This window comes from Romboutsia sp. LXY-2 (assembly GCF_056171995.1).
This window is the reverse complement of sequence record NZ_JBKFGI010000004.1, coordinates 154307-172577: the sequence shown is the minus strand read 5'-3', so window position 1 is coordinate 172577 and position 18271 is coordinate 154307. Positions and strand designations below refer to the sequence as shown.

Below are 18271 nucleotides of genomic sequence, written 5' to 3'. Positions count from 1 at the left end.
ATATGATATATATAGAAAAACTACGAAAAGTCTATCCAAATGGGTACGAAGCCTTAAAAAGTATTGATTTACAAATCAATGAGGGAGAACTTGTATGTTTATTAGGTCCTAGTGGCTGTGGTAAAACAACAATATTAAATTTACTTTCAGGCTTATTAGATCCATCAAGTGGTGATATTAGGTTTGATAAAGAATCAATAATAGGAAAACATCCTAAAGATAGAAATATTGGTTTAGTATTTCAAAATTATGCCCTATATCCTCACATGACTGTTCTAGATAATGTAATGTTCCCTTTAGTTGTGGGGAAAAATAAAAAAACTAGAGATGAGGCAATGGAAGTTGCGAGAAAGTATATGAAAATAACTAGTATTGAAGAACTTTCAGATAAAAAGCCTGGTGAAATGTCTGGAGGTCAACAACAAAGGGTTGCAATAACCAGAGCACTTGTTCAAAATCCTAAAATATTATTACTTGATGAGCCTTTGAGTAATTTAGATGCTAGACTAAGATTAAAAATTAGAGAAGAAATTAGAAGACTTGTAAAGGAAATAGGTATTACTACAGTATTTGTTACACACGACCAAGAAGAAGCATTATCTATAAGTGACAGGATTGTATTAATGCACCAAGGTGTAGTTCAACAGTTTGACATACCTCAAAATTTATATTTAGAGCCTGCTAATCTATTTGTGGCTAAATTTATGGGTAATCCAATAATAAACATTTTTGAAATGAAAAAAGATGGCAATACTTTAGTTGGTGATGACTTCTCTATTGATTTAAGTTTACTTGATAAGAATAGATTCAAAATGGATTTAAATAAAGATAATTACGTGGTTGGTATTAGACCTGAACATTTTGTTATAAGCGATAATCCACTATTTATTACTACCGTAGAATCCAACGAACTTATAGGTAAAGACTGCATACTTAATTTTAATGTTAATAATAAAATAGCAAAATCAATAACTGAAATCAGCAAAACACTAAATGAAGGTGAAGAAGTTGGATTTAACATAGACTATAAAAATATTTACTTATTTGAAGAGGAAGGAGCTAGAGTGTACTGATGAAGACTCGAAGATACAGCGCAGAAAATTCACCTCAAGCTTGGTTATTTTTATTACCTGCATTAATAATTATTATAATTTTTAATGTATTTCCATTAATTCAAACATTTATTTTATCCTTTCAAAAAGGTACTTTAAATAATCTTGTATTTAATGGCTTTAGAAACTATCAAATTGTGTTATCTGACCCTAAGTTTCATACAGCATTAAGTAATACTGCAATATACTCATTTATTGTTGTACCTTTAGGTCTTATAATTTCAATGTTTATTGCAGTTACTGTTTTTGAAAAAATAAAGTTTAAAGATTTTTTTGAGACAGTATTTTTTATTCCTTATTTAACAAGTGTAATAGCTGTTGGTATAGTATTTAGATTTTTATTAAATGGTGAATATGGTTTTGTTAACTATTTATTAGGTTTTATAAATATTGGACCAATAAATTTTTTAGATAACCCTAAAATGAGTATTTATACACTTGTTATATTTGGTGTTTGGTCAAGTCTAGCATTTAATATTGTAATATTACTTTCTGGACTTAGAACTATTAATGGTGATTATTATAAAATAGCTGATATGTTTGGTGCTACTAAAATTCAGCAATTTTTTAAGATTACTCTTCCTCAAATGTTACCTATCATAACATTTTTATTAATGGTTAACTTTATAAGTGCATTTAAGGTATATGCTCAAGTATTTGCAATATTTAATGGTAAAGCCGGTGTTGCTGATAGTGCCACTACTGCAGTTTTTTATATATTTAATAAGTTTTATGTTGAAAACCGTTATGGTCAAGGTATGGCTGCTGCAGTTATTTTATTTGTTTTAATATTGTTATTTACCATAATACAAAATTACGTATTAAAAAGATTATCTAAGTAGGTGAAAATATGAAAAAAGTTTATACGTTTATTTCCTATACTTTTATTACTATAATGGCTTTTATTACATTGTTTCCCTTTGTATATATGATATTGTCAAGCTTAATGACATTCCAAGAGGCAACAAGTATACCTCCAACATTGTTTCCAAAAGATTTTCAATGGCAAAACTTTAGCCTTGCAATGAAACAAGCTCCTTTTGCTATATATTTCTTAAATACTATTTTAGTCGCAGGATTATCTACATTAGGAACAATAATAACATCAATACTTGCTGCATTTGCTTTAGTAAAGCTTGAGTTTAAATATAAAAATGTTTTAATACTTTCAATGATTGCTCTACTAATGGTTCCTTATGAAGTTGTTGTATTTACAAACTATCAAACAATTGCAAAACTAGGCTTACTTGATACTTACACAGCTTTAATAGTCCCTTCACTTGCGAGTGTATTTTATATATTCTATTTAAAAGAATACTTATCAAGTATACCTTTATCATATTATAAAGCTGCTAAGGTTGATGGATGTAGTGATTTAGAGTTTATTACAAAAATATTAATCCCTCTAGGTAAACCAGCTTTATTTACTATGGGAATATTAAGCTTTATAAACGGATGGAATTCTTTTTTATGGCCAATATTAGTTACAAACACTAAAGAAATGAGACTATTAAGCAACGGCCTTAGTGCCTTTGCAACTGAAAGTGGTACAAATGTTCAATTACAAATGGCGGCTTCAACAATAACTATAGTACCAATATTAATAGTATATTTCATTTTTAGAAAGCAAATAATCAGAGGAGTTGTTAAGAGTGGTGTTAAAGGATAAAAAAACTAAAATTACTTTTCATAATGGTATATTGACCATTGGAGGAACAATAATAGAAGTTATATATAAAGATAGCCATATATTTTTTGATTTTGGTAGTGAGTACAACCCAGCTTCTGAAATACAACCTAATGATTTACAAGGATTATTAGACAATAACTTGGTACCATATTTAAATAATATGTTTGACCCAGCGATACCTTTAAATAGTTATGAGTCTAAGGATGACAGTTTTATGAATACAGCTGTATTTTTATCACACGTACACTTAGATCATTCTAAGATTATAAACTATTTAAACCCCAATGTACCTTTATATACACTAGAAGGTACAAAGTCTTTGCTTAATACTTTAAATATTAACAATGATTTTTTATTCCCTCTTTATAATAATAAAGATAAAAATACAAGAGATATAATTGGTGTTAAAGAAAATGAAATAATAGAAGTTGGTGAAATAAAAGTAAAAGTAATGCCTATAGACCATGATGCTTACGGTGCATGTGCTCTTTTGATACAGACTCCTGACTTAAAGATATCTTATACAGGAGATTTAAGAATACATGGTTATAGAAAGGATGACACATATAATTTCTGCAAAGAAAGTAAAAACTGTGATGTACTTTTAATAGAAGGTGTTAGTGTTTCTTTCCAGGATTTTGATGATGAAAACCTTGGTGATGATTCTACTAATGAATGTGATTTAATAAATAGAATAAATAAAGTGATAAAAGAAAATCCTAATAAACAGATTACTTTTAACTACTATATTTCTAATATAGAAAGAATAATGAATATTATAAAGTATAGCCCTAGAAAAGTTGTTTTAGATGCATATTCTTCTTATGTAGTTAAAGAAGCTACTAATTTTGAAAGTCTTTATTATCAATTAGATGATAAAGACTATGGTTTAAGTATTGATAAAAAAGTAGATTTTAAAGATTTGTTAAAGGATGAAAGACGATTTTTATGGCAATTAGATACACTTGCCTTAAAATATATAGACAAATTAAAAAAAGGTGGACTATATATCCACTCAAATGCAACACCACTTGGTGAGTTTGACCCATCCTATGCTCCATTTATTAAAAACTTTGAAGATAGAGGTATTAAATTTATTAGGATTGGCTGTAGCGGGCATGCTCATCCAAATGACTTAATTAAAATAATTAATTTAATTAAGCCAAGGCTTCTTATTCCAATACACTCTTATCGTCCTGAAAAATTATATAACGAGCATGGGGATGTATTATTACCAAAGAAAAATCAAACTATTTAAGGAGGAAAAAATGAAAGTATCTAAAAAATTATTAGTTTGTTTACTGTCATTAGGTTTAATGACAGGATGTAGTAACAAAAAAGCAGAACAACCAGCCAATGAAGAAATTATAACAGAAATAACAGCACCAGTAGAAATAACTTTCTGGCATGCAATGAGTGGTGCTCAAGAAGAAGCATTAAAGAAGCTAACATCAGAGTTTACAGCTAGTAATAAAAACATAACTGTAAACCTACAAAATCAATCTAGCTATCCAGACTTACAACAAAAGCTTACTGCAACAATAGCTAGCCCTAAGAATTTACCAACTTTAACTCAAGCATATCCAGACTGGATGTTAAATCCTATAAAAGATGGCTTAGTTCTAGGATTAGATAACTATATTAATCATGAGAAAATAGGCTTTGAAAACTATGATGATATATTAGAAGGATTTAGAGCTGTTACAAAAATAGATGGTGTTACATATAGAATACCATTTAATAAATCTACTGAAGTTTTATGGTATAACAAAACTATGTTAGATGAATTAGGATTAAAAGCTCCAACAACATATGAGGAATTTACTAATGTATGTAAAGAAATAAAAGCAAAAAAAGGAATTGTTGGTGGTGGATTTGATTCTTTAAGTAATTATTATACTACGTACTTAAAAAATCAAAATGTAGTATATGATTCAAAATTTGATCCAACTAGTGAACCTTCAGTTAAAGCTGTTGACTATTACTTAAATGGTATAAAAGATGGATACTTTAGAATAGCTGGTACTGATAAATTCTTATCTGGACCTTTTGCTAACGAAACTATTGGTATGTTTGTAGGATCAAATGCTGGAGAAAGTTTTGTTACTTCAGGAGTTAGCGATAAGTTTGAAGTTGGTGTTGTACCATATCCTGCAAAACATAGAATGCAACAAGGAACTGATTTATATGTATTTACAAATGCTTCAGCTGAGCAAAGAACTGCAGCTATTGAATACTTAAAGTTTTTAACAACTAAAGAAAATCAAATAACTTGGGCTAAAGAAACTGGTTATATTCCTGTAAGAAAGAGCGCAATAGAATCAGATGAATATAAAAAATCTGGTAGCTTAGTTGCACCAATAGTATCTGAAGCTACTAAAGATTTATATACAAATCCTGTTATGCCAAATGCAGATAGTGCATACCGTGAATCAGCAATAATGCTAGAAGGCATATTAGCACAACCTACTTCTGATGTTAAAGCTAAGTTAGATGATTTTAAATCAACTTTAATGTCTATTTGGGAATAGTTTCTTTAAGATAAAATAAATTAAGGGTACTTCTAGGTACCCTTAATTATATTTAATATTTATTATAGTTGTGGATTTTCACCATTCATTAATTTTTTCATAGTTCTCATCGAACACATTTTACCACACATAGTACAGCTTTCCTTCTCATCAGGTATTGAACTTTCTCTATATTTTCTTGGCTTTTCTGGATCTAGAGCTAAATTTATCATTTCATCAAAGTTAATATCAGCTCTTGCTTTACTCATTTTATAGTCCCAATTTTTTGCACCATTAACTCCTTTGGCTATATCTGCTGCATGGGCTGCAATCTTAGCTGCTACTATTCCTTCTTTCATATCGTCTAAATCAGGAAGTCTTAAATGCTCTGCTGGAGTTACATAACATAAGAAGTCTGCACCATAGGTTGCTGCTATTGCTCCACCTATTGCAGAAGTTATATGGTCATATCCTGGAGCTACATCCGTTACTATTGGACCTAATACATAAAAAGGTGCTCCATGGCAAAGCTTCTTTTGAAGTACCATATTGGCTTCTATTTCATTTATAGCCATATGACCAGGACCTTCTACTATTATTTGTACATTTTTCTCCCAAGCCCTTTTAGTTAGCTCTCCCAATGTTATTAATTCTTTTATTTGGCAGGCATCTGTTGCATCATTTATTGAACCAGGTCTTAAAGCATCTCCTAAAGATATTGTCATATCATACTGTGCACATATTTCTAGTAGTCTATCATAATACTCATAAAAAGGATTTTCTGCATTATTTAGCTCCATCCAAGCATATAAAAGAGATCCACCTCTTGAAACTATATGAGTTAATCTTTTATTTCTTTTTAAGGTTTCAACAGACTCTCTATTAAGACCGGCATGTACAGTAATAAAATCCACACCATCTTCTCCATGTTTCTCAACTACTTTAAAAAATTCGTCTACTGTAATATCTTTTAATTCTTTATCATAAAACCCAATGGCATCATACATAGGCACAGTACCTATCATTGCACTTGACATATTAACTATATTCTTTCTTAAACCTTCTGTTTTTCCATAATTAGAAAGGTCCATTATAGCTTCAGCTCCCATATTAAGTGCTACTCTAACCTTCTCTAATTCTTTATCATAATCGCAGCAGTCTTTAGATATTCCTAAATTAACATTTATTTTAGTTCTTAAGCCTTTTCCAACACCTTCAGCACTTAATGATTTATGATTTTTATTTGCTGGTATTGCTATTTGTCCTTTTGCTACTAATTCTAATATTTCCTCTATTTTTTTACTTTCTTTAGTAGCAACAATTTGCATTTCTTTTGTTATTATTCCTTTTTTTGCAGCATCCATTTGTGTTGAGTAATTCATTTTATCCCCCTAATTTTTAGCTATACCTTGATTGAGAGTTTTATATACTAAAAAAAGCTATATTCCACATAGGAACATAGCTTTTTGATTACATTACAAAAAAGTATATAAATCTGCTTTCCTACGCTGGCATTATCCAGATCAGGTACAAGGGTTGATTTTCATCTCTCAGTCTTTCGACACCCCTAGCTAATATTTTATTTTACAATTGTATTGTAACTCTATTCTTTACAAAAATCAATTAAATTATTAGATTTATATGTATTCTTCAATTTTTTCTTTTAAGCTTTTTTCAGGAATAAATCCTACTAATCTATCTTTTTCTTTACCATCCTTAAAAACTATTACAGTTGGAACTGTAGTTACTGTAAATTTTTGTGCAAGATCCATGCTTTCATCTATATCAACTTTAAAGAAATCTGCTTTGTCTTCCATTTCTTCTGCTAATGATTCAAATACTGGTGAAAGCATTTTGCAAGGTCCACACCATGTTGCAAAGAAATCAACTACAACCACTCCTTCTTTATATTCTACTTCATTTACAAATTCATTTGTGTTTATTATATTAGCCATCTTTTACTCTCCTTTTATTTTGTTAATATAAATTCAGAAATTCATATAGTAATAATAGGTTTTTCATTTGTGTTTTTATTATACATTAAATAAATATATCTTTTTAAAATTAACTATAACTAAATTATGTAAACCATTTCGATTATATTTACTTTATAATAACGCTTTTTATACGTAAATAAGAGTTAGTATATGCTAACTCTTATTTACCATAATCTGATGAAATTACAAAGTCTTTAAAGGATTTACATATAGGTGAAAGATATGAATTTTTCATCCAACCCATATATATTATACTGTTTTTTATTTCTTCTTTAATTTTAATTACTGATACTAAATTTTTATTTATTAAGGGCGTATTAGGTATAATACTTATTCCTGCACCAGTAGCTACCAAACCTTCAAATATAGTAGAACTGCTTGGTTTAATTGAAATCTTTGGTATATATCCTAATGAATTTTTATACCACTGCATTTTATCTTCATTTATTTCACATGATGAAACAAAATACTCGTCTTTTAAGTCTTTTAAAGAAACTTCTTCTTCATTTGCAAGTTTATGATTTTTAGGAACTATTAAAACATATTCTTCTTTTTTTATTGGAATAAATTCTATGTCGCTATTTTCTGAAATAGAATCTTGTGTATCAAAAAAGCATAATTCAATATTACTATTTTTTAAATCCATTAACATATCTACTCTTGATTGATAATTAAACTGGAATTTAGCATTAGGATTATTATTAAAAAATACACTAATTACAAGAGGCATAAAGTACGTACCAACGTTAGAAGTTGAAGAAATTGAAATTGTTCCCGTATCAGCATCGGTTATTTTTTTTAATTCCTTTATACCCTTTTCTATTTCTTCTAATGCTTTACTTATATGATTTAAAAATATATTTCCAAAGGATGTAAGCTTTATATTTCTACCTTCTTTTTTAAAAAGCGGTACTTCAAGCTCTTCTTCTAATTTTGCTATTGCTTTACTTAAGGCAGGCTGAGATACTGCTAATTTTTGTGATGCTATAGTGAAGTTTTCTGTTTCTGCAATAGTTTTAAAATACTCTAACTGTTGTAAGTTCATATTACCTCCTTTAATAGTATAGAAAATATTTTATAATAATTTCATAAATTGGTTTTATATACAGTTTATATAACCAATAGTTATATAAGTATGAAAATTTTCAATTAGACATTACTGATTTACCAATGCTATAATTAAAAACATAGTAAATAAACTATAATTAATAATTATAGATATTTTATTAATTTATGTCAAATTCTTATTTGAGGAGATTAAATATTATGATGAATGTAAACAAAGAAAAATGTATTTCATGTGAATTATGTATTAAAGACTGTCCTACAAGGTGTATATCATTAGTAGATAATAAAGCAGATATTAATAATAATAATTGTATAAAGTGTGGTCACTGTGTAGCAATATGCCCTAAGTATGCTATTACTACAGACGAATATAACATGGATGATGTTATAGAATACGATAAAGAGAAATTTGATGTTGATAGTGATAATTTATTAAACTTTATTAAATTTAGAAGATCAACTAGACAATTTAAAGCTAAAGATGTAGAAATAGAAAAGCTTAATAAAATAGTAGAAGCTGGAAGATTTACTCAAACTTCAACGAATAGTCAAGATGTCTCATATATTGTAGTAAGAGATGATTTAGAAAAACTTAAAGAAATAACTTTAGAAGCATTACACGGTCAAGGTCAATACTTACTTAATAACTTAAATGAAAAAACAAAGCAATTTGAAAAATATGCAAGAATGTGGGTTTCAATGTATGAAAGTTATAAGAAAAACCCTAAAGAAAATGATAGAGTGTTCTTTAATGCTCCAGCTGTAATACTTGTAGTTTCTAAGACTCCGATAAATGGAGGTCTTGCTTCTACAAATATGGAACTTATGACTAATGCTTTAGGTCTTGGTACTTTCTATAGTGGATTCTTAGTAAGAGCATCTCAAGGAAATGAGAAAATGAGAGAATTCTTAGGATTACAAGGTGAAGAACAAATAATCACTGCTATGGTAATAGGATATCCTGCTGTTAAATACCAAAGAACAGTTCCAAGAAAAGATGTATCAGTTTCTTGGATGTAAATATATATAGAAAAATAGTTATTATAAAGCTATAAAAAATAAACAAAAAGGTCTGTAAATACAGACCTTTTTTCTTATATATAACTATCTTTTTATCTTTTTATCTTTTAATAGTAATCTTCCTAAATATAAAAATACTATCCCTATTAATATCATTTGAATAGATTGTATTAATGATATTGCATTTATTTGTGATACTTCAATACTACTAGATTGATTTGTTAAGTGCGTTACTACTACTGATAATCCATTATTTAATAAGTGGATCATCATAGCAACAAATATTGAGCCAGACTTATAAACGCTATATGCTAAAACTAAACCTAAAATTGTTGTTGGAACCATTCTTATAAAGTCAATATGCATTGATCCAAATAATATAGCACTAAATATTATAGCTCTCTTAGGTGATTTATCATTTTTATTAAATGATTTAAATATAAATCCTCTAAATAGAAGTTCTTCACAAATTGCTGGTAAAAGAGCTACTACTATTAAGTTAATAATAAATGAGTTTTCCATAAATAATGCTTTATTTAAGGATTCCACAACTTCTTGGTTACTTGGGAATAAATATAATAATATTTGTGATACTAATAGAGCTATTATATATCCACCAATCCAAAGAACTATAGAGCCAAAAACATGTTTTATCGAAGGTAGTTTTATACTAAATACCTTTTTAAAATCAGCTTTAATATAATAAGCAAGTAATAATGGTAATAATAAAAGCATTCCTTGAGTCATGGCTATTCCTGCCATTTTAAATTTCATTTGAACTATACTACCAACATAAATTAATGCAAGCAGAGCTGTTGCATAAAGTACTATACCATCACTAGGAGCAGGCATTGTTCCTTTTTTGATGTTTGATCTTTTTTCTAAGAATGAGAAGCTTTTGTTTTCTCCAAATAATACTTCCTCAGAGTTAAATATTTTAGATAAGGCTACTACTGATAAAATAACAAAAGCAATATTTGAAACTAATACTAATGATATTAATCCTAAATCACTATTAAATGACATTACACTTTTTATTAATAATGATATGTTTACTACAGGAATTACTGCTGTTGTAGAAGTCAATTTTAAAGTTGGAAGCATACAAGCGTAAGATGGTATCATAATTAATAACATAAGTGGAGTAACATAGTTTTGTGCATCTTTAAAGCTTTTTGTAAAGGAACAAATACACAAACTAATAGCTGATACTACCATTGCAAATAAACATACACATATTATACATACTATTATTGGTCCAATTAGTTTTGTAATATCAAAACTTTCTATGGCCATAGAATTTGCTAAGTCTTGAGAATAAGCCATAAATCCAAGAGTCAATGCTATTGATAATATATTTAGTATTGCTGTTACAATAGCACTAAAAGATACAGAAAGGTACTTACCTATAATAAGCTCTAAGTTCGATATTGGCAAAGTAAGCAATGTCTCTAATGTTCCTCTTTCCTTTTCTCCTGCCATAACATCTATTGCTGGGTATATTGCACCTAGTAATACTCCCATTATAAGAATAAATGGTAATATCTGACCTAATAGATATCCTGCTTTTTCTTCGCTTTTTGCTAAATCTATATTTTGATAACTTACTGGATTCAATATATATTCAGAATCTAAACCTTCATTTTCTAATTTGCCTCTAATTATTGAATCTTTATATTCTAATAATATTTCATCAATTTTACTTTGTACTGCTAAAGACTTATCATTGGAGTTACTAGTGTATATTTTATAGTTTATTTTATTTTCTATATTTTCCTCTTTAATATATGCATCTAGTTGGCCTTCTTCTATTTCTTTTTCATAGTCTTTTGAATCTATTATTTTTATGCCTTCACTATCTTCATTACTATTATTATAATTAGAAAACCTATTTATTAATTCTTTGTTTACATCTTTATCAAAGGCAACTATTACTTCTTGGCTTTCCATAGAGTTCATACTCATCATAAGTATTTGTGAAAAACCTACTAAAATTAATGGATATAATATAATAGGCAAGACTATCATCATAAACAAGCTTTTTTTATCTCTTAAAATATCTAGCATTTCTTTTTTAAAGATTTCAAATATTATTTTAGTCCTCATGTAACTCACCTCTTTCATTGGCAAGTTTTATAAATGTGTCTCTTAAGTTTGTAGAATTAGTAAGTTTTTTTAGCTCTGTAGCATTTCCTTGAGCTATTATCTTACCTTTATGTATCATAATGATTCTATCGCAAAGACTTTCAGCTTCTTCCATATAATGCGTTGAGTAAAGTACTGTTTTTTTATTTTTCTTTTCTCTTTTCATAAAATCTATTATTGATTGACTACTTATTACATCAAGTCCTAATGTAGGCTCATCAAAAATATATAATTTAGGTGAGTGAATAAGGCAACGGGCTATTGATGTTCTTTGAGTTTGACCTGTAGATAAATTCTCTATTCTATTATCTATAAATTTGCTCATATTCATTATTTCACATACATTCTCTATGGCATTTGGAATCTCATCTTTTTGCATTTCATATAAGCTTGCAAAGGTACTTAAAAGCTCTCTTGGTGATATTCTTCCATACAGTTTAGTATTTCCTGATAAATACCCAATTTCTCTTTTTGCTTTATCTTTATCTTTCTCATAATCATAGCCCATAACATTTATGCTACCACTACTTTGGCTTAATATTCCACCTAGCATTCTTAGTAGTGTGGTTTTTCCTGCACCATTTGGACCAAGTATTCCTATAATCTCACCTTCCTTTGCTGTGAAATTTACATTGTCCACTGCTAAAAATTCTTCTTTTTTTGTTTTTAGTTTTTTTAATTTACTTTTTTCATCTTTTACAACTCTAGTAAAGACTTTTGATAAATTTTTTACTTCTATTACAGTCTCCATAATATTCCCCCCTTCAAACAAGTTGATTTTTGCTATTAGTTCTATTGTAGCCTTCTATACCATTTTCTTCAATTATTTAGTTTATTTAGTTAGATTATTAACGTAAAAAGCTTAGAGTTTAACCTCTAAGCTATAATTTATATTACTTAACATTTTTTTGTCTCAATATCTCTATTGTTATTGTAATCAAAATTTGCGTAAACTTATTTAATTGTATATATTTTGTGCCTATATTACAATAAATACCAAGATTATAATCTGATATCTATAGAAGTTCCTTCCCCTATTATACTGTAAATTTTTATCTCTCCATTATGAACACTTATGATTTTTTTTACTTCTGGGATTAGTGATAATTAATTATATATCTACTTCTATTTTGCCCTTATAAATGCCGCCATGATAGCAAATAACTTTATTAATATCATAATTTAATAGCTTTTTTACTGATTGCTTAGCTCTTTCCATATCTAGTGTATAATGCGGGTTAGCTATTACAAGTTTATTACCTTCAATAACTAAAGCATCACCGCATATTAATGACTTACTTTCCCTTAGATATAAAGATATATGTCCTGGCATATGACCGGGTGTTTCTATTATTTCTAATCCTCCACACCAATCAAATATATCTTTATCTTTCACTTTAATATCTACATTAACTGGTTCAATATCCTTAAGTATTTTCTGAAAGCTTAGTGCCCCTTTTTTATCATCATCTGAAAGGCTATCGTAAATTCCTTCAGCTTGTTGTAACCTTAGTGATTTACATTTTCCATTGATATAATTTTCTTCTTTAGATGAAGATATAATTTTAAGATTAGGATACTTTAGCTTAAAAGCTTTGGCAGATCCCATATGGTCAAAGTCATGATGAGTTATTATCAGTTTTGTTAATTTACCTAAATCAATATTATTTTTTTGAGAACATTCTTCTATTAGTTTTAAAAAATTTGGATAACCACAATCAACAAGTATCATCTCTTTATCATCTTCTAATATTACTGGATATATTTTATCAATCATACCATTAGAATTAAATGGTATTTCTAGTATATTTATTTTATTCATTTTACTTACTCCTTCAACAATTTTTATATTATAAATAAAATTATATCATTATATAACTGAAATATTACTATTATAAACATTTCTGAATTAAAGTTGATAGGAATAAAAAAGAATGCTTATAAAGCATTCTTTTCTTGTTTTATTATTCTTCTAATACTACTTTCCGTAAGGTAGTATTCATTAACTAATTCTTTTATTTTTACACCATTTATATATTTATTAAAAATCTCTTTATTTCTTTTACTTAATTCTCTTTTTAACCCACTATTTTCTCCCCAGGATTTTTTCGTGTCCTGTTTTGTAGGTATATACAAATAACTACCATCTACATATTCTTGCACTAATTCAAGTAAATGCTTCGGTAATATCTCTTGTGCTTTTTTATACTTCATAATCTTTACTCCTATTCTATTTTAATTAACAAATAGTTATCGCAAAGACTGCACAAAACATATAGACCATATCTATTTTATGGCCCCAAACAACTTAACATTTTGTTATAGTCTTTGCTTGGAGCCTAATTCAATTACCAATTTAGATTTTCTAATCATATTTACACTTCCTTTCACTAAGTATATTATCATAAAAATAAAAACCATAGTAGATTTTACTATGGTTAAGGTTATTAAAATTATTTAATCATACTTTTTTAATCTTCTATTGGAAGATTTATTATAAACTTAGTTTCTCCATAATCACTATTAAGTATAATCTTTCCATCATGTGCTTCTACTAAGTTTTTAGTTATAGCTAGTCCTAAACCTGAACCACCATCATTTCTATTCCTTGATTTTTCTACTCTGTAAAATCTATCAAATATAAAAGGGATGTCAGCTTGTGGTATTGGTTCTCCGTAATTTTTTATTTCTACGACCGCAAACTTATCATCTTTTTTTGTTACAACATCAATATATTTTCCTTCATTGCCGTATTTTATTGCATTTGTTACTAAGTTTTCAAATACTCTAACTAATTTATCTGGATCTGCGTTTACTATAAGTCTATCATCTGAAAAATTAATTCTTACTTTCACATTAGCTTCACTTATTTGATACTCTAGATAAGATATTACCTGACCTATTAATTCTACTAAGTTTATATCAACTTTATTAAGTGACAACGATCTATTTTGAAGCTTAGTAAGCTCAAATAAATCATTAATTAATACATTTAAATTTTTTGATTTTTCATATGCTATTCTAGTATAATATCTTAAATGAACTTCATCTTTATACTTATCTTCTTCTATAAGATTTAAATATCCGATTATTGATGTTAACGGTGTTCTAAGGTCATGTGAAACATTTGTTATTAAGTCGGTTTTAGTTTGTTGAGCTTTTCTTTCTTCAACTGTAATATCTTCTAATTGTTTTATAATATGATTAATATTACTTGCTACTTTTCCTACATCATCACTAGATTTTACATTTATTCTTTTGTCTAAGTCACCATTAGCCATTATTTCTACACTTTCCATTAAATTTGCTATATTCTTATTGGTTCTATAAGATATTAGCACATATATAAAAACAACAAATATTAACATAATCGCCATACCAATATAGTATTCGAATGGTCCTAAATTATTAACTATAATTCTCAATAAAGGTCCTATTATTCTTATATCCAATATAACTCTAACTAAGTCATAAAACATGGCATTTACAAATATGGCTAACAGAAAACTTACTCCTATTAATAAAATCTGAGTAATAATATATTTATATACTTTAAATATATATCTAGTTTTATTTTTCAATTTTATAGCCTACCCCCCATACTGTATGAATAACTTTACTTCCACCCATGTGCTTTTCTATTTTCTCTCTTATCCTGCTCATATGAACCATAACCGTATTATTAGATTGGTAGTATTGCTCGTCCCATACGCGTGAGAATATTTCTTCTGTGCTAAACACTCTTCCTCTATGACTTGCTAGTAAATATAAGATATCAAATTCTCTCGATGTAAGCTGTATCTCATTGTCATCTGCAGCCACTATATGATTGATTTTGTCTATTTTTAATGATTCTATTAAAATTAAGTCTTTATTGCTGTCCGTTCTATTAGTAAAATAGTATGCTCGTCTTAAAAGAGCTTTTACTCTAACTGTAAGCTCTAAAGGATTAAATGGCTTTGTCAAATAATCATCTGCACCAGTCATTATACCTTGAATTTTATCCATATCTTCAGATTTTGCACTTAGCATAATTATCGGTACGCTCATTTTTTCACGTATTATTTTGCATGTTTCTATTCCATCCATCTTAGGCATCATTATATCTAGTACAATAAGATGAACATCCTTTTGCTCAATAATCTCTAATGCTTCTTCTCCATTGCTTGCTTTGCATACTTCATAACCTTCATTTAACAAATATATTTCCAACAGATTCCTTATTTCTGCTTCATCATCTACTACAAGTATTGTATTTTTCAATTTACTTCTCTCCTTACTCTACAATATAATTTATTTTATATATATTCTTCTTAAGTTATTCCTTACTGGTAAATATATTCAGTAACTTCGGCTAGTAGTTTAATTTTATAAAATAGATATTAAGATATTTATAAGTAAATATTAAGAATTCTTAAGTTTTAATTATAAATATATCTACATTAAGAAAGGTGTATTTTAGATTATTTCTAAAATACACCTATAATAAAATCAAATTAAATATATACTTTACAAACTCTTTGACCTATACCTGTAAGTGTTTCATTATTAATGGTATTGGTTAACTTACTTATCTTATCTATAGAAATATATTTATCTCCATCTTTACCTATTAATGTTACAGTATCACCCATATTAATATCATCAATATGACTTACATCAACTAACATTTGATCCATACAAATATTTCCTATAACACTAGCTTCTTTTTCATTTATTAAGACATTAAAGTTTTGTTTTGAAAGTCCTCTTGGATACCCATCAGCATATCCAATAGTTACTATAGCAATTTTAGAGTCTTTAGATGCTGTAAAGTTATTTCCATATCCTACTGTTTCATTTTTCTTTATATTTTTTACTAATCCAACTTTAGATTTTAAAGATAATGCAGGCTTAAGATTTAGGTCTTCTATGCTATCATCATAAGGACTACTTGAAACACCATATAAGATTATTCCTGGTCTTACTAAATCACATCTTAATTCTCTGTAATTTGTAATACCATAACTACTTTGTAAATGTATTTTACCTAGATTTATGTTGTTTTTTTCCAACAAGTCTATTATATCATAAAATCTATTAATTTGTTTTTTTGTAAACTCAATATCTTCTTCTAATAAACTATCTGCCCTTGATAAATGGCTAAATGTTCCCATAACCTTAAGTTTATTACTATTATATATATTAATTAACTCTTCAATGTCTTCTTTTTTTGTTCCTAGTCTATTCATACCTGTATCTAATTTTATATGAGCCTTAACTTGTCCATCACTTTCACAAAGCATGTTTGCATAGCTAAAGTTTACTATAGTTTGAGATATATCATAATACATCAAATCTTTTTTTCTATTAACATGTGTATATCCAAGTACTAATATTTCACCATTTATATTAGCATTCCTTAATTCTATTGCTTCATCAAGGCTTGCTACTGCAAAGTGTTCTACGCCTAAGCTTTCTAAGTGAGTAGCTACTTCTACTGCTCCATGTCCATATGCATCTGCTTTAATAACACCCATTATTTTACACCCATCAGATAATATAGATTGGATTTTAAGTAGATTATGCTCTATATTTGAAAGATTTATTTCTCTATACGCTCTTAAGTTATCTTTATTAACATTTTTAAAATTGTTCATAGTAGTTTCCTCATAATTAATTATTATTTTTAACTTTTAATTTATCATTTATATTTACTAATACTACTGATACCAAAATAGATATTAAAGTTACTGAAATATAATTTATTAAACTATTATTTATTAGAATATATGTGGTTTTAGTTATTTTACCTATTAATCTCACTAAAATAATAATCATTGGATGTAGAATGTAAATATATAAGCTTATGTCTCTTAATTTTTTCATACTTTTATTTTTTAGATCTATACATATTTTAAATAATAGATATACTGCTGGCACTAAAAAAACTGTCATACTGTCATGTTTAGGTATGTCAAATGTTTTTAATAGTGTAGCTTCTATACCTAAAAGCATAATTAATAATAAAAACAAAATTAAATCCTTTATAAATCCTTTGTTTTTTGTACTATATTTATTATCTTCATCTTTCAATTTGTCATTTTCTTTATTATCAAATTTTGTGAATTTAAAACCTAGTAATATAAATATTGGTGCAAAGAATATACCATTTCTTGTATAATCAAACACTAAAAACATATTACTATATAAATTATTTAATAAATCTATACTACTTGTTATTTTAAAATAACTATCACCTAATAATCCAAGAATATATAAAACTATAGTAATTATTAATGAGGTATTTATACTAAAATTATTGATTAATATAAATACAATACACATACCTAAGATTAATGCTGGAAGGTACCACAAATGATACATTGTTCCATTAAAAATTATGTCTTTCAGTATACTTATTAAACTAAAATCACTAGTAAAGTACCCATTATATATATTTATTGGAATGTATATTATTATTGATATCAAGTAAATACTAAAAATTCTTTATAAATAAGAAAACAATAGTTTATTATTTTCTATTTTGTTATCAGTCAATTTTAAAGAAAATAAATAGCCTGCACAGATGAAAAAGAATGGGACTGCTAATCTTGCAAGAACTCTTGTAAGTATAAAGTTTCCTGCTATGCTATAAGTTGTTAAAGGATCTGTATGAATAGTTATTACAAGTAATGATGCAACAAACTTAAACAAGTCTATATATCCATATTTTGTTTTTTGTATCAT

16 protein-coding genes, 1 pseudogene and 1 riboswitch are annotated in these 18271 nt (G+C 27.4%); of the genes and pseudogenes, 6 read left to right on the top strand and 11 right to left on the bottom strand.

Features of this window, described 5'->3' with window-relative positions; all coding sequences use genetic code 11:
* The first annotated feature begins 2 nt into the window (after nucleotides 1–2).
* Genes ACI48P_RS09120 through ACI48P_RS09100 form a run of 5 tightly spaced genes read left to right on the top strand, consistent with a single transcriptional unit; the run spans nucleotide 3 to nucleotide 5333 of the window.
* Entirely contained in the window at nucleotides 3–1073 is a 1071-nt protein-coding gene (locus ACI48P_RS09120) for an ABC transporter ATP-binding protein (RefSeq protein WP_475214991.1), read from the top strand.
* Nucleotides 1073–1954 carry a carbohydrate ABC transporter permease gene (locus ACI48P_RS09115; protein WP_475214990.1) on the top strand — a complete coding sequence of 294 codons (882 nt, stop codon included), beginning with the start codon at nucleotides 1073–1075 and terminating at the stop codon, nucleotides 1952–1954. Before ACI48P_RS09120 ends, ACI48P_RS09115 begins: the two co-directional genes overlap by 1 nt.
* An 8-nt stretch (nucleotides 1955–1962) precedes the next feature.
* Nucleotides 1963–2781 carry a carbohydrate ABC transporter permease gene (locus ACI48P_RS09110; protein WP_475214989.1) on the top strand — a complete coding sequence of 273 codons (819 nt, stop codon included), beginning with the start codon at nucleotides 1963–1965 and terminating at the stop codon, nucleotides 2779–2781.
* The gene (locus tag ACI48P_RS09105; protein ID WP_475214988.1) at nucleotides 2765–4060 is read left to right on the top strand and encodes an MBL fold metallo-hydrolase; all 1296 of its coding nucleotides are present in this window, start codon (nucleotides 2765–2767) and stop codon (nucleotides 4058–4060) included. The genes ACI48P_RS09110 and ACI48P_RS09105 overlap by 17 nt, the downstream gene beginning before the upstream one ends.
* A gap of 10 nt (nucleotides 4061–4070) precedes the next feature.
* Nucleotides 4071–5333 carry an ABC transporter substrate-binding protein gene (locus ACI48P_RS09100; RefSeq protein ID WP_475214987.1) on the top strand — a complete coding sequence of 421 codons (1263 nt, stop codon included), beginning with the start codon at nucleotides 4071–4073 and terminating at the stop codon, nucleotides 5331–5333.
* 62 nt (nucleotides 5334–5395) lie between these two features.
* Here the strand turns inward: ACI48P_RS09100 and thiC are convergent, their stop codons facing one another.
* The 3 genes from thiC to ACI48P_RS09085 all read right to left on the bottom strand — a co-directional run bounded on the left by thiC (nucleotide 5396) and on the right by ACI48P_RS09085 (nucleotide 8354).
* On the bottom strand, nucleotides 5396–6694 hold the full coding sequence (gene thiC, locus ACI48P_RS09095; protein ID WP_475214986.1) for a phosphomethylpyrimidine synthase ThiC: 1299 nt from the start codon (nucleotides 6692–6694) through the stop codon (nucleotides 5396–5398).
* 101 nt (nucleotides 6695–6795) lie between these two features.
* Nucleotides 6796–6891, bottom strand: a riboswitch (TPP riboswitch).
* Between the two features lie 58 nt (nucleotides 6892–6949).
* The gene (trxA, locus tag ACI48P_RS09090) at nucleotides 6950–7267 is read right to left on the bottom strand and encodes a thioredoxin (RefSeq protein ID WP_475214985.1); all 318 of its coding nucleotides are present in this window, start codon (nucleotides 7265–7267) and stop codon (nucleotides 6950–6952) included.
* A gap of 202 nt (nucleotides 7268–7469) precedes the next feature.
* Complete coding sequence (locus tag ACI48P_RS09085; protein WP_475214984.1) at nucleotides 7470–8354, bottom strand: LysR family transcriptional regulator; 885 nt, start codon at nucleotides 8352–8354, stop codon at nucleotides 7470–7472.
* A gap of 221 nt (nucleotides 8355–8575) precedes the next feature.
* Between ACI48P_RS09085 and ACI48P_RS09080 the strand changes: the two genes are divergently transcribed.
* Nucleotides 8576–9397: a nitroreductase family protein gene (locus ACI48P_RS09080; protein ID WP_475214983.1), complete on the top strand. Its 822-nt coding sequence runs from the start codon at nucleotides 8576–8578 to the stop codon at nucleotides 9395–9397.
* A gap of 84 nt (nucleotides 9398–9481) precedes the next feature.
* Here the strand turns inward: ACI48P_RS09080 and ACI48P_RS09075 are convergent, their stop codons facing one another.
* The 8 genes and pseudogenes from ACI48P_RS09075 to ACI48P_RS09040 form a co-directional block, all read right to left on the bottom strand.
* On the bottom strand, nucleotides 9482–11503 hold the full coding sequence (locus tag ACI48P_RS09075) for an ABC transporter permease subunit/CPBP intramembrane protease (RefSeq protein ID WP_475214982.1): 2022 nt from the start codon (nucleotides 11501–11503) through the stop codon (nucleotides 9482–9484).
* A complete protein-coding gene (locus ACI48P_RS09070; RefSeq protein ID WP_475214981.1) occupies nucleotides 11493–12293 on the bottom strand; it encodes an ABC transporter ATP-binding protein in 801 nt (266 codons plus the stop codon). The genes ACI48P_RS09075 and ACI48P_RS09070 overlap by 11 nt, the downstream gene beginning before the upstream one ends.
* 360 nt (nucleotides 12294–12653) lie before the next feature.
* Nucleotides 12654–13364 (bottom strand): MBL fold metallo-hydrolase, encoded by a 711-nt coding sequence (locus ACI48P_RS09065; protein ID WP_475214980.1) that lies wholly within the window; start codon nucleotides 13362–13364, stop codon nucleotides 12654–12656.
* Between the two features lie 116 nt (nucleotides 13365–13480).
* Nucleotides 13481–13756, bottom strand: a complete 276-nt coding sequence (locus ACI48P_RS09060) for a CD3324 family protein (RefSeq protein WP_475214979.1) — start codon at nucleotides 13754–13756, stop codon at nucleotides 13481–13483.
* Nucleotides 13757–14013: 257 nt separating this feature from the next.
* Entirely contained in the window at nucleotides 14014–15123 is a 1110-nt protein-coding gene (locus tag ACI48P_RS09055) for a sensor histidine kinase (protein WP_475214978.1), read from the bottom strand.
* The gene (locus tag ACI48P_RS09050) at nucleotides 15113–15805 is read right to left on the bottom strand and encodes a response regulator transcription factor (protein WP_475214977.1); all 693 of its coding nucleotides are present in this window, start codon (nucleotides 15803–15805) and stop codon (nucleotides 15113–15115) included. Before ACI48P_RS09050 ends, ACI48P_RS09055 begins: the two co-directional genes overlap by 11 nt.
* Nucleotides 15806–16038: 233 nt before the next feature.
* A complete protein-coding gene (vanT, locus tag ACI48P_RS09045; protein WP_475214976.1) occupies nucleotides 16039–17181 on the bottom strand; it encodes a serine racemase VanT catalytic subunit in 1143 nt (380 codons plus the stop codon).
* Nucleotides 17182–17197: 16 nt separating this feature from the next.
* A pseudogene (locus ACI48P_RS09040) lies at nucleotides 17198–18271 on the bottom strand (acyltransferase family protein).